General features: G+C 68.0%; 11 protein-coding genes and 1 tRNA gene. 4 read left to right on the top strand and 8 right to left on the bottom strand.

The window, feature by feature from the left end; all coding sequences use genetic code 11:
- Positions 1-208 precede the first annotated feature (208 nt).
- On the top strand, positions 209-913 hold the full coding sequence (locus C507_RS21450) for a helix-turn-helix transcriptional regulator (protein ID WP_169508975.1): 705 nt from the start codon (positions 209-211) through the stop codon (positions 911-913).
- 88 nt (positions 914-1001) lie between these two features.
- On the opposite strand, the gene C507_RS0114050 is transcribed toward C507_RS21450, so the two are convergent.
- The 3 genes from C507_RS0114050 to C507_RS0114040 form a co-directional block, all read right to left on the bottom strand.
- Complete coding sequence (locus tag C507_RS0114050; RefSeq protein ID WP_018700344.1) at positions 1002-1997, bottom strand: glutathione S-transferase family protein; 996 nt, start codon at positions 1995-1997, stop codon at positions 1002-1004.
- An 84-nt stretch (positions 1998-2081) separates the two neighbouring features.
- Positions 2082-2636, bottom strand: a complete 555-nt coding sequence (locus C507_RS0114045) for an O-acetyl-ADP-ribose deacetylase (protein ID WP_018700343.1) — start codon at positions 2634-2636, stop codon at positions 2082-2084.
- Positions 2637-2779: 143 nt separating this feature from the next.
- Positions 2780-4189 carry an adenylate/guanylate cyclase domain-containing protein gene (locus C507_RS0114040; protein ID WP_018700342.1) on the bottom strand — a complete coding sequence of 470 codons (1410 nt, stop codon included), beginning with the start codon at positions 4187-4189 and terminating at the stop codon, positions 2780-2782.
- A 232-nt stretch (positions 4190-4421) separates the two neighbouring features.
- Between C507_RS0114040 and C507_RS0114035 the strand changes: the two genes are divergently transcribed.
- The gene (locus C507_RS0114035; protein ID WP_018700341.1) at positions 4422-4919 is read left to right on the top strand and encodes a DUF2937 family protein; all 498 of its coding nucleotides are present in this window, start codon (positions 4422-4424) and stop codon (positions 4917-4919) included.
- On the opposite strand, the gene C507_RS0114030 is transcribed toward C507_RS0114035, so the two are convergent.
- The 5 genes from C507_RS0114030 to C507_RS0114010 form a co-directional block, all read right to left on the bottom strand.
- Complete coding sequence (locus C507_RS0114030) at positions 4876-5325, bottom strand: type II toxin-antitoxin system HicB family antitoxin (RefSeq protein WP_018700340.1); 450 nt, start codon at positions 5323-5325, stop codon at positions 4876-4878. The two genes, C507_RS0114035 and C507_RS0114030, sit on opposite strands and share 44 nt — an antisense overlap.
- Positions 5326-5334: 9 nt before the next feature.
- On the bottom strand, positions 5335-5517 hold the full coding sequence (locus C507_RS0114025) for a type II toxin-antitoxin system HicA family toxin (protein WP_018700339.1): 183 nt from the start codon (positions 5515-5517) through the stop codon (positions 5335-5337).
- A gap of 205 nt (positions 5518-5722) precedes the next feature.
- A complete protein-coding gene (locus tag C507_RS0114020) occupies positions 5723-7153 on the bottom strand; it encodes a homospermidine synthase (protein ID WP_018700338.1) in 1431 nt (476 codons plus the stop codon).
- A gap of 171 nt (positions 7154-7324) precedes the next feature.
- Entirely contained in the window at positions 7325-7879 is a 555-nt protein-coding gene (locus tag C507_RS21445) for a GNAT family N-acetyltransferase (RefSeq protein ID WP_040401203.1), read from the bottom strand.
- Between the two features lie 194 nt (positions 7880-8073).
- Positions 8074-9204, bottom strand: a complete 1131-nt coding sequence (locus tag C507_RS0114010; protein ID WP_018700336.1) for a type III PLP-dependent enzyme — start codon at positions 9202-9204, stop codon at positions 8074-8076.
- A gap of 600 nt (positions 9205-9804) precedes the next feature.
- Here C507_RS0114010 and C507_RS0114005 point away from each other — a divergent pair.
- Positions 9805-12447 carry a cation:proton antiporter gene (locus C507_RS0114005; RefSeq protein WP_018700335.1) on the top strand — a complete coding sequence of 881 codons (2643 nt, stop codon included), beginning with the start codon at positions 9805-9807 and terminating at the stop codon, positions 12445-12447.
- A 331-nt stretch (positions 12448-12778) separates the two neighbouring features.
- Positions 12779-12854, top strand: a tRNA-Phe gene (locus C507_RS0114000).
- Positions 12855-12860 lie beyond the last annotated feature (6 nt).

Here is a 12860-nt window from a genome sequence, read left to right as displayed (position 1 = left end):
TTCGTGCCGCCGTGTCGCCATCGAGTTGGGGGGCCCTTCTCGTTGTTCGGCTGATCTTGCACGGTCCGATCCCCATCCGCGGGGCCGGCTGCGTGACAGGGGTCGGGTGTCGGGTGTACCGTGCACGTTCCAGTGCCGAGCGCCCACAATCGGGGGCGGTGGCAAGACCATCGGGCATTAGCGTTCTATGGAGTTTCTGGAACCGGCCTTGGCTGCGCTCGAACGGTTGCGACGGGCGGCAACGGTTCACGACGTGGCCACGAGCGTCGACGACGTGCTCCCGCGCGTGGGGCTCAGCGGCTATGCGCTGACGAGGCTCGGCAGTCGCGACAAGCCGGCAACCCGCGCGGTCCTCGTCGAGCGATGGGACGATGGCTGGGTCGAGCACTATGCCGATGCCGGCTACCTGCACACCGATCCGATCCTCGCTTTCGCCGAAAAGCGCCTTGATGGCTTTACCTGGCAGGCGGTGCGCGGCGATCGCGCGGGCGTGCCGGAGGCCGGAACATTCTTCAGCGACGCGGCCCGCTTCGGGCTCTCCGACGGGGTGGCCTTCCCGTTGCGGAGCCTGTCATCGGCTCCGGCGGCCGCCGTTTTCGGCGGTCCGGCCGGCGAGATCCCGCCGTCGGCGCATTCCTTTCTGCAGATGGTGGCCATGCAGGCGCACGCCAAGCTGACCGGCGTTGTCATCCATGCCGTGTCCGACACGTCCGAACGCGGCGTGCTCACCCGGCGCGAGCGCGAATGCCTTCAATGGTGCGCCGAGGGCAAGACAAGCTGGGAAATCAGCCAGATCCTCGCCATCTCGCAGCACACGGCCGACTGGTACCTTGCCTCGGCCACGCGAAAGCTTGCCGCCGCGAACCGGCTTCATGCCGTCGCCGAGGCCCTCCGTCGTAGTCTGATTTCCTGAGCCGGTGCGCACAAGCGCACTCGGCGTGAGGGGTTATTGGACCGCAATCGCGGACGGAAAACCGCAAGACCACTTTTCCTGCGATTGCTCAGGCGGCCAGCTCCTCCTGGAAGCGGTCGCGATCGTGCGGGGCATCGAAGTCGATGTCCGGTCCGACGGCGACGATGCCCGACGGATTCACCCAGACCTGGCTCTCATAGTAGTGGTGCTTGATATGGGTGAAATCGACCGTCTCGCGGATCCCCGGACGCTGGTAGAGATCGCGCGTGTAGTTCCAGAGGTTCGGATAGTCTGCCAGCCGCCGCACGTTGCACTTGAAGTGACCGTGATAGACCGGGTCGAAACGCACCAGCGTCGTGAACAGCCGGATATCGGCCTCGGTCAGACGGTCGCCCACCAGGAAGCGATGCTGCGCCAGCCGCTCCTCGATCCAGTCGAGGGATTCAAAGAGCTCCGTCACGGCCTCCTCGTGCGCCTGCTGCCTGGTGGCGAAGCCGGCCTTGTAGACGCCGTTGTTGACGGTTGAGTAGACGCGGTCGTTCACCGCGTCGATCTCCGCTCTGAGCGGCTCCGGATAGAAGTCACCGGGCTGGGCGCCGACGGCATCGAAGGCCGAGTTCAGCATGCGGACGATATCGGCGGACTCGTTCGACACGATGGTGTTGCGGCGCTTGTCCCAGAGCACCGGCACCGTGACCCGGCCCGTATAGTCCGGCTTGGCGGCGGTGTAGACCTCGTGGAGCTTGTCGGCGTTGTTGACCGTGTCGGGCGACGTGCCGGGCGCCTCGTCGAAGGTCCAGCCATTCTCGCGCATCAGCCAGTGAACGACCGAAAGGCCGATCTGGTCGTTGAGGCCCTTCATGGCCCGCATGATCAGCGTGCGATGGGCCCAGGGGCACGCCAGCGAGACGTAGAGATGGTAGCGGTCCGGTTCGGCCTCGAAGCCGGCTTCGCCCGTCGGGCCGGCGCTGCCGTCGGCGGTGACGAAGCTCCGGAACGCGGAATCCGGGCGGGCGAACTTGCCGCTGTCGTCGGAGCGCCGCTTTTCCTCGTTGATCCAGCGGCCGTTTTCCAGAAAGCCCATGGTGTCAGTCCCTCTTGTTCGACGCCCGCATCCGCCGCGCCCTCCCGGGCGGCCTGTCCGATGCGAGCGAGGTGAGTGTGGCGCTTAGAGGCCACGGGCCTCGAAGGCCGTGGCGTGATGATTGGCGCTGTCTTCGGAAAAACAGCAGAAGATGATCTCGGTGATGCCGCGCTCCGGGACGCGGGCAGCGAGCCAGTCGGCGGTCGTTCCCACCGCGATCGTCGCGGCCAGGTCGGCGGGAAAGCCGTAGATGCCGGTCGAAATGGCGGAAAACGCAACCGTCTGAAGGCCGTTATGGGCTGCCAGGTCGAGAGCGTTGGCGTAGGCCGAGCGCAGCAGGGCGTCCTCGTCGCCAGTGCCGCCCGACCAGACCGGTCCCACCGTGTGGATGACGTAGCGGGCCGGCAGCGCAAATCCGCGGGTCAGGCGCGCCTCGCCGGTCGGACAGCCACCGATGCGACGGCAGGCCTCGATCAGCTCGCGTCCGGCCGCGCGGTGGATGGCCCCGTCGACGCCGCCCCCGCCGGCCAGTCGCTGGTTGGCGGCGTTGACGATCGCGTCCACCTCCAGCGTGGTGATGTCCGCCACGATGATGGCGAGGTTTGCCCCGTCGAGCTCGGCTTCGCGAATGGTCTGCATGGGGGATTGTCGGCCCTGCGCTTGTCGGCTCTCCGGGCGCCCGAGCCGGCCGCGCGCCCATCCTGTTCTTACTCCCGACAACGGTCGTCGAGCCGGTCGGTTCAACCCTCGCGCATCCGCGCAGACCCCGGATCCACCGGATATCAGGGGTCGTAGGCGACCAGATCGATCTCGCCGAGCGTTCCGGCCACCGCCCGCCCATCCAGCGTCCGCACCGCCCGGTGCGGTTGGTAGCCCTGCTCCAGCGCGCTCGTATAGGTCGCCGCGTCCACCAGTCCGACGCAGCCTTCCGCCTTGTTGTGCTTCTCCAGCTTGGCCGCCAGGTTCGCGGGCTCCCCGATCACCGTGTATTCTAGCCTTTCCTCGTTGCCGATGGTTGCGAACACGATCCGGCCGGCCGCCACCGCGCCGTTGATGTGCAGCTTCTCGTCGATGCCGCGCCCGGCGAGCGCCGCGTGCCATTTCGGGACCACGTCGAGGATCTCCTCCAGGGCAGCCAGCGCCTGAGCGGCCGGGCGGTCGGTGGGCGAGACAGCGCCGAAGCTCGCCATCACGCCGTCGCCCAGGAACTTGTCGATCACCCCGTCGTGGCGCTCCACGATGGGCACCACGAGCCCATGATAGAGCGTCAGCGCCTCCACCACCCGGTGCGGCGAGACGGACGTGGCAAACGGCGTGAACGAGCGGATGTCGAGCATCAGCACCGCCGCGTCGCGCTCAACCCCGTTGCCGGCGACCAGCTCGCGTTCCGACGATGTGATGACGTCCGCCACCCCCTCCGACAGGAAGCGGCGCATGTCGCGCGTCGCGGTGCTCTCGCTGATGGCGGTGATCAGCGTTGCCCGGGCCCGCCACAGAACCAGCGCCAGGATCGCGGTAACCAGCAGGATCACGAAGACCTTGTCGAACTCCGCCCCGATCAGGATCGCGTTGCCGCCCAGATATTCGGTGAAGGAGCGTGTGATGGTTCCCGGCGGCGAGCCCTCGATGGCGAAGCCGACCACCACGATCCAGCCGATGGCGGCCAGCACCCCTTGCGTGATCACGTAGCGCGGGTCGAAGCGCAGCGCCCGCACCACGATGAACACGAAGATGTACATGAAGGTCGGCACCTTCAGCGAGAAGGCGGGCGGCTGGTCGTAGTGGATGTGAAACGACCAGATCAGGCCGAACAGCATCGCGGTGTCCACCACCATGGAGATGAACAGGAACCAGCCGGGCAGGATGCTCATCCGCGACATCGCGATGCGCATCAGCGTGAACACGAAGTAGATGCCGAGCGCCACCGTCACCGGCTCCAGCATGGTCATGCCGGCATCGGCCGGGCGCGGGGCCAGGCTGTAGAGGGTGGCGAAAGTCGCGACCACCGCGAGCTGCACCCAGCCGATGAGGCGCTCGGAGCGTTCCTCCTCGATCAGCACCAGCCGCTGGATGCGGTTCGGCAGCGGCTCGACGCTCCCCGAAGAGCCGAGATAACGGAACAGGCGGAACGGACCGCCGACCCGGGATCTGGCGCGGCCCTTTCGCTTACGTGGGGTCGGCTCGTCGGTCATGCGTGGGTCCTCCCGGGTGGGGCGACAGGTCTCAGCGCGTCACCCCGCGCGATCCGGCCAGAAGAGCGCAGTCTCCGTCGACTTGCACGTGGGGCGATGGTAAACCGGTAACAATCGCCGCGTGCCGGAGTTGTCCGTCTTGTGACGGCATCGTGAAGGCGTGGCAACTGGTCGGGAACACCCGCCCTCCGGCGGCGTTTTCGGAGCAGGCCGTCGCAGACACCGGGGATCCATGCTCGGACGCACCATCACCGTGACCGTTGCCGTCGTCTGCGGCGTCGTCACCTCCCAGGTTCCGGAATATACGCAGCAGTACCGCCAGCGCCTCGGTGGCGCCGTCGACGAGCTGCGCGCCGTTGTGCAGTCCTTCGATGCGGATGCCGAGCGGGTCGGCTACACCCGGCCCCAGGCCATCGCCGCCCTGGCGCGGGCCGAGGATCCGTTCCCGCGCGAGCGCGCCCGCTCCATGCAGGTCACTATCGATCGCTACGAGCGGTTGTCGCGCCAGCAGACGGAGTTCCGCTCCGCCGGCCCGTTCCAGCGGATCGTGGTGCTGGCGCAGGACTTCGATCCGACCCTGGCCGAGAACGCCTGGGAGGATTTCCAGCCCGCCGTCCCCACAACGGCCGAAGGCGCCGTGGCTGCCGGTGTCGGCGCCGGCTTCGGCGTGCTGCTGGTGGGCTTCCTCAGCCTTCTCTTCCGCCGCCGTCGGAGACGGGCGCCGGCCTAGACGGCGCGTCTGTCTGGCCGGTGATCTCGCGACGTGCGAGATCGGCAAGGAAGGCCGACCGCGTCAGATTGCGGGCCCTCGCAACCTGGTCGACGGCCGCCAGGAGGCCTGCGTCCATTGTGATGTTTGCCTTGGTTGTCCGCCCGGCGAAGCTGACCCACGGAACGGCGATCAGCATGGCTCCTGCCGAAAGATCCAGCGCGACCTCCGGGTCCGCCCGCACCTCGTCGAGCGTGCGCGCCTTCGGCGGGGCGATGTCCTCGAGATGGAGGGCAAGGGCCTCGGCGGCATTCGGTAGAAGATCGGACAGGGTGTCGGCAGCAGAAAAACAGCCGGGAACATCGGGGAAATGGACGCCGTAGGCGCTTCCGCCATCCTTGTGAACGACACCGACATAAGTGTGCAATCGGGCCTCCTAGATCCAGCCGGCATGCTTGTAGATCGCCCGCACTGTGCCGATCGGTAGATCCTTCTTGGGGTGCGGTACCGTAACCGTCAGGCCATCTTTGCGGTACTTGTGATGCGAGCCGGTGACCTTCACCAGCGCGAAGCCCTCGGCTTCCAGTCGCTTGATGATCTTCCGGCTGTTCGTCTCCACGAGATCGCTCTGTTTATGCGCATTAATATGCGCATGGAGACCCCGAGATCAATGGGCCAGTTGCCGGGAGGAGGGGCTCGGCCACGTTCCGGCACACCAATCTTCTCTCGCGCGGACGCAAGGCCGCAAGAGCGCTTTTGCTGGCCCTGCTTTCAGTCCCCGCAATCGCGGACGGAAAACCGGTTCCCACTTTTCCTGCGATTGCTCAGCGCACCAGCACGTTGCGGAACTGCCAGGGGTCGCTCTCGTCGATGTCTTCCGGATAGAAGCCTGGCCGGTCGGTGAGCGGCGTCCAGTCGGTGTAGTAGCCCTTCACCGGACCGAGATAGGGCATCTGCACCTCAAGGCAGCGGCGATGGTCCATCTCGTCGGCCTCGACGATACCGGCCTCCGGGTTCTCCAGCGCCCAGACCATGCCCGCCAGCACGGCCGAGGTCACCTGCAGGCCGGTGGCGTTCTGGTAGGGGGCGAGGTCGCGGGTCTCCTCGATGGAGAGCTGCGAGCCGTACCAGTAGGCGTTCTTCTCGTGGCCGTAGAGCAGCACGCCGAGCTCGTCGATGCCGTCGACGATCTCTGTCTCGTCGAGCACGTGCAGCGTCTCCTGCTGGGTGCCGCCGTTGCCGAACAGCTCGTGCAGCGACAGGACGGCGTCGTTTGCCGGATGGTAGGCGTAGTGGCAGGTCGGCCGATATTCAGGCTCCAGGCCGGCGCCGACGGTGTAGTAGTCGGCGATGGAAACGGACTCGTTGTGCGTCACCAGGAAGCCGTACTGGGCGCCCGGCGTCGGGCACCAGGTCCGCACGCGCGTGTTGGCGCCCGGCTGCAGCATGAAGTGCGCCGACTGGCAGCCTTCGCTCTGGCTGCGCATGTTGTCCGGCTGCCATTTTTCGTGGGTGCCCCAGCCCAGCTCCGCCGGCTGGAAGCCCTCGGAGATGAAACCCTCGACCGACCAGGTGTTCCAGAAGACGCCCATCGGCTTGGGCAGGCGGGTGCGCTGGGTGTCGCGCTCGGCGATGTGGACGCCCTTCACGCCCAGATCGCGCATGTAGGCGGCCCATGCCTCGCGGGTCGTCGGCTCGGCCCGGTCGAGGCCGGTGTCGCGGGCGAGATCCACGAGCGCCTGCTTGACGAACCAGGACACCATGCCCGGGTTGGCGCCGCAGCACGACACGGCGGTGGTGCCGCCCGGATTGGCGGCCTTCTCCCGGCGCACCGTCTCGCGCAGCGCGTAGTTCGTGCGCTTGGCGGCGTCGGCGGTCTTGTCGAAATAGAAGCCGAGCCAGGGCTCCACCACGGTGTCGATATAGAGCGCGCCGAGCTCCCGGCAGAGCTTCATGAGGTCCAGTGACGAGGTGTCGACGGAGAGGTTGACGCAAAAGCCCTGACCGCCGCCCCGGGTCAGCAGCGGCGTCAGCACAGCGCGGTAATTCTCCGGCGTCAGCGCCACTTGCTCGAAGGCGATGCCGCGCTCGTCGAGCAACGCGCGATCGGTGTCCACCGGATCGATCACCACCATCCGCTCGCGGTCGAAGTCGAAGTGGCGCTCGATGAGCGGCAGGGTGCCGCGGCCGATCGAGCCGAAGCCGATCATCACGACGGGGCCGGTGATGGTTCCGTAGACGGGATAATCGGCCATCTCGGGAGGTCTCCTTGGTGTCTTGCCGGGCGGAATGCGGGGGCGGGCGGCGCGCCTGAAACGCCGGGATCGGGGACGGCCGTGTGAGGTGTCGGCGGTCAGTCTAGCCAGGTCCGCCCACGGTCTTGTGACCGTGGACGCTCGCGGCTGCGCCTCTCGCGTCAGACTGCCTCAAGCGGCGCTGGGAAGGAAGGCGGGAGCCGGCGCAAGCGGCGTGACCAGCGAGGGCGCGGCGAGCGCGCCGGTGCCGACGATCAGGCCAGCTGTGGAGGTGAGGGCGCCGGGCACCAGCTCGATCGCCTGGAAGCGGGCGCGGTCGACCGGGCCCGGCATCAGGAGCCGGGTGGTCAGTCCGGCGGAGAAGCCGAAGCGGCCATAGTAGGCCGGGTCGCCCACCAGGATGACGGCGGCGTGGCCCAGCGCGCCGGCGCGGTTGAGGGCGCGGCGCATCAGGGCCGAGCCGACACCGAGCCCCTGAGCGGCGGGGTCCACGGCGAGCGGGCCGAGCAGCAGCGCCGCCACGCCGCCGGCGCGGACATGCCAAAGGCGCACCGAGCCGAGCAGCCGGCCCTCATCCTCGGCGGCGAGCGCCAGGCCCTCGGCCGGTAGGCGGCCGGCGCGCAATGCCTCGCTGGTCTTCAGGAAACGCTCAGCTCCGAAGGCGGCGTCGAGAAGGGTCTCGCGGGCGGACCAGTCGGCTGCAACCTCGTCGCGAAGGTGGATCATCGGCATGCACCCCATCCGGGCCGCTCCATCCGCGGCGCCGGCAAGAAGACGAACACAAGGGTGAGGGAAGCGGCGGCTCGCGCGCACATGCGCAAAGGCTCGCTCATATCGGATCGAAGGATCCGCAGGAGCGCGCGCAGGCGTCGCGAGCCGCCGTGTCCCCGCCGCGGCCGGGATCGGCGCGGCGGGTGTCTTCAGATGACGTAGGACTGCAGCGGCGGGAAGCCGTTGAAGCCGGCCGACGAGTAGGTCGTCGTGTAGGCGCCGGTGCCCTCGATCAGGATCTCGTCGCCGATCTCCAGTGAGATCGGCAGCGGATAGGGCGCCTTCTCGTAGAGCACGTCGGCGGAATCGCAGGTCGGGCCGGCGAGGATGCACGGCGTCGCCTGGTCGCCGTCGCGCGGCGTGCGGATCGGGTAGCGGATCGCCTCTTCCATCGTCTCGGCGAGACCGCCGAACTTGCCGATGTCGAGATAGACCCAGCGGGTCTCCTCCGCGGCGCTTTTGGTGGAGATCAGCACCACCTCGGCCTTGATCACGCCGGCGCCGCCGACCATGCCGCGGCCCGGCTCGATGATCGTCTCCGGGATGCGGTTGCCGAAGTGGCGACGCACCGCGCCCATGATGTCGCGGCCATAGGTCTCCGCGGACGGGATGTCCTTCAGATACTTGGCCGCGAAGCCGCCACCCAGGTTGACCATCTTCAGCTCGATGCCGCGCTCGGCGAGCGTGCGGAAGATCTCGGCGGACACGGCAAGCGCCCGGTCCCAGGCCTCGGTGTCGCGCTGCTGCGAACCGACGTGGAAGGAGATGCCGTAGGGCGTGAGGCCGGCGAGACGGGCGTGCGACAGGACATCGAGCGCCATGGACGGCTCGCAGCCGAACTTGCGCGACAGCGGCCACTCGGCGCCCTCGCCGTCGCAGAGGATGCGGCAGAAGACGCGGGCACCGGGAGCGGCGCGCGCCACCTTGTCCACCTCGGCGATGCTGTCGACCGCGAACAGGTCGACGCCGAGCGAGTAGGCGCGCGCGATGTCGCGCTCCTTCTTGATGGTGTTGCCGAAGGAGATCCGCTGCGGGCTCGCGCCGGTGGCCAGCACCTGGTCGATCTCGACGACCGAGGCGCAGTCGAAGTTCGAGCCCAGCTCCTCCAGGAGGGCCAGGATTTCCGGCGCCGGGTTCGCCTTTACCGCGTAAAAGACGCGGGTGTCCGGCATGGCGCGGGTGAAGCCGAGATAGTTGTCGCGCACGACGTCGAGGTCGACCACGAGGCAGGGACCATCGGGACGGCGGGTGCGCAGAAAGTCGAGGATGCGATCGGTCATGAGTCGCGACTCCCCCTCAAATGAGGTTGCTCCAATTCGGGCGTCCCGACAGGCGTCACGAACCGCGATGGAGACGGTCGGACGGCGTCGATGACCCGAGACCGGTCGAATGCGACCGGCCGTGCTCATTGCGTTGACCGAGCCGACCGTCGGGCAGAGCCCTTCAGGTCCGGATCAGTCCTCGAAATGCCGCCGATTGGAACGGGAGATCCCGAACCGCACGCCTGGCAAGGATGTAGTCGCCTCTTCAGTAACCCCGGCATTTGGACAGCCGGCAGAGACCAAAAAAGCCCTCTACGTCGTTGCTTCAAGTCGCGCTGCGTGCGGCGATCCGCTCGCAGGGTCCGGTATGCTCCGGAAGACCGGTCTTGCCCTGTCTTGTTATCGACTGACCGGCACGCGACCACAGGCACGTGCGAAATTGGGCAAGACGGCAGATAAGGGATTTCCCCCGGTGCGGCAAGGGCAAACTTGCGTCTGGTCGCATTTTCATCATGCTCGCTGCGGGCGCACAGGCAAATTTCGGCTCCGGCCGCCGCCGTCTTCAAAAATGCCTTGTTTGGTTGTGAAGTGGCGGCATCCGAGTCGCCGGGGCGAGTGATGAGTCTTCCCTACCTCCTAGCCGCCATTGCCAGCCTGCTCGTGGTCATCGGGCTGACCGAACCGCTGTCGCGCCGCCTCAAGCTGCCGCCGTCGGTGATGCTCGCCTTCATGGGCATCCTCATCGGCACCGGCGCTTCCTTCCTGTTCTTCTCCAATTTCAAGAGCGGTCTCGACGACGTGGCGGCGGTGTTCGTCTTCCCGCCGCTGAACTCCGAGGTCTTTCTCTACATCTTCCTGCCGGCGCTTCTGTTCCAGGCCTCGCTGTCGCTCGACGTGCGGCGCCTGATGGAGGATGCCGCGCCCATCTTCCTTCTGGCGGTGGTGGCCGTCATCGTGGCCACCTTCGTCATCGGTCTGGCGCTGCACCCCGTTTCCGGCATGCCGCTGCTGGTGTGTCTGCTGCTTGGCTCCATCGTGGCGACGACCGATCCCGTCGCCGTCATCGCCATTTTCCGCGATCTCGGCGCGCCGGCCCGGCTGGTGCGGCTGGTGGAGGGCGAGAGCCTGTTCAACGATGCCGCGGCGATCGCGCTGTTCGTGCTGCTCCTGGACGCGGTCACCTCGGGTGCGGAGATCACCCTGGGAACCGCCGCCTACACCCTCGCCGTCTCGGCCGCCGGCGGCGTTCTCGTCGGCCTCATCGGCGGCTGGCTGGCGCTTGCCCTGTTCCGGCTGGTGCGCGACATCCCGGCCGCGCTGATGACGCTGTCGCTGGCGCTTCCCTACCTCGTCTACGTGATCTGCGAGACCGCCTTCCACACCTCCGGCGTCAGCGCCGTGGTCACCGCCGCGCTCGTGGTAGCCTCCGGCGGGCCGACCCGGGTCTCGCCGGACGCCTGGCGTCACGTGACGGAAATCTGGGATCAGATCGCCTTCTGGGCGAGCTCGCTGATCTTCGTGTTCGCCTCGCTGCTCCTGCCGAAGCTTCTCGGCGGGGTCGACTGGTCCGACCTGGTCAGCCTGGCGGTGCTGGTCGTCGCGGCCATCGCGGCGCGCGCGGTGGTGCTGTTCGGCCTGCTGCCGCTTCTCTCCGTGACGCGGCTCGCCCAGCAGGTGCCCAACACCATCAAGGCGGTGATCCTCTGGGGTGGCCTGCGCGGTGCCGCCACCCTGGCGCTGGCACTGGCGGTGACGGAGAACGGCCTGCTCGACGAGGACCAGAAGCGCTTCATCGCGGTGCTGGCCACCGGTTTCACCCTCTACACGATCCTCATCCAGGGCATGACGCTGCGCCCGCTGATCCGGCTCCTGAAGCTCGACCAGCTGTCGCCGTTCGACCGGGCGCTGCGCGAAGAGGTGCTGGCGCTGGCGCTCGGCAACGTCCGCGACGCCGTGGCCACGGCCGCCGACGACTACGACATCGCGCCGTCGGTGGCGCGCGAGGCCGGCCGACCCTACGAGGCGCGCATCGGCGCGGCCCGGTCGGAGGCGGAGAAGGCGGAGGACATCCTCGATCGTGACCGCGTTACGCTCGGCCTTGTCGCGCTGGCCGATCAGGAGCGCTCGATCCTGCTGGAGCACGTCAACGAGCGCACAGTCTCGCCGGGCATCGTGTCGCAGCTCGTCGTGGATGCCGAGCGCATGCGGGAGAACGCGCGGTCGTCCGGCCGCCTTGGCTACCGGCGGGCCGCGCGCCGCTCCCTCGACTTCCCCTTCGCCTTCCGGGTGGCGTTGCGCGTCCACCGCTTCACCGGCATCGACCGCTGGCTGATCACCGAGCTGGCCGAGCGTTTCGAGCGGCTTCTGGTCAGCCGGATCGTGCTTGGCGAGCTGATCCCCTACGTGCGCAACCGGATCAAGCCGTTGCTGGGCGAGCGCGTCGGCGACATCGTCGAAGAGATTTTGACGCTGCGCCGCGATGCCGTGGCCAAGGCGCTGGACGCGCTGCGTCTGCAATATCCCGACTACGCCGCCGATCTGGAGCGCCGCTTCCTCCTGCGCATCGCCACCCAGCGCGAGGAGCATGAATATCGGGCGCTGTTCGCCGACCACCTGATCGGCCGGGAGCTTTTCTCCGATCTACAGCGCGGCATCGATCGCACGCGCGGCACGGTGGAGCGCGGGCCGAAGCTCGATCTCGGCATGCGCACCCGCGATCTCGTCGCCCAGTTCCCGCTGTTCAAGAACCTGTCGTCGGATCAGATCGACCGCGTTGTCCGGCTCTTGCGGCCCCGCTTCGCGGTTCCCGGCGAGCGTCTCATCCGCAAGGGTGAGCGCGGCGATTCGGTCTATTTCATCTCGTCGGGCGCGGTGGAAGTGACCACCGGCGAGCGCCGCGTCCGCCTCGGCCGGGGCGACTTCATCGGCGAGCTGGCGCTGCTTTATGGCGGTCGGCGCAACGCCGACGTGACCGCGCTGGGCTACTGCCAGATGCTGGTTCTGGAAGGCGAGGCCTTCAAGGCGCTGATCGAGCGCCACCCGGACATCGGCACCCAGGTCGGCTCCATCGCCGAGGCGCGCAAGGCGATGAATCTGCGCGGCCACTCCGATGCCGAGCCGGCGCCGTCGGGGGCGGCGCCGGAATACCGCCCGATCGGCAGCTTCGACGACGGCGATGACGACGAGGATCGCTCGGCGCGCCGGGTGGCGGCGCTGATGCGCTGGCGCTCCGGCTCCTCGCCGTCCAGGGACGAGGACTGACGCCGCGGCCTGTTTGCTCCGGCAACGGCGACGACGCGGTCGATATGTCGTGCGGCCGGGAACGGACCAGGCACCGCCGTTGCGGCGCCCGCGCGACGGTGCCCGGGTTGTGCGCTCGGCCTCGACCGGTCAGGGCCAACGCGGCACGCCGCCGCGACGGGCTGGCGCCGCTGCGGGATCGCGGAAACCGGTCGCGCCGCTGCCGGGTCGACGCGGCGGTGGAGAATTGGAACGCACGGTGTGCGAACGGGCTGGACACGTCGCCGCCGACTTCCTATAAGGCGTCGCTCCCAACACGGGGACGGGCCGTTCGGCCCCGGCCCCTCACGGCGCCCAGGTAGCTCAGTTGGTAGAGCATGCGACTGAAAATCGCAGTGTCGGTGGTTCGAATCCGCCCCTGGGCACCATTCCTT

Origin of the sequence: Amorphus coralli DSM 19760 (genome assembly GCF_000374525.1) — a bacterium.
In the GTDB taxonomy this organism is placed as follows: domain Bacteria; phylum Pseudomonadota; class Alphaproteobacteria; order Rhizobiales; family Amorphaceae; genus Amorphus; species Amorphus coralli.
This window is presented reverse-complemented; position numbering and strand designations above follow the sequence as displayed.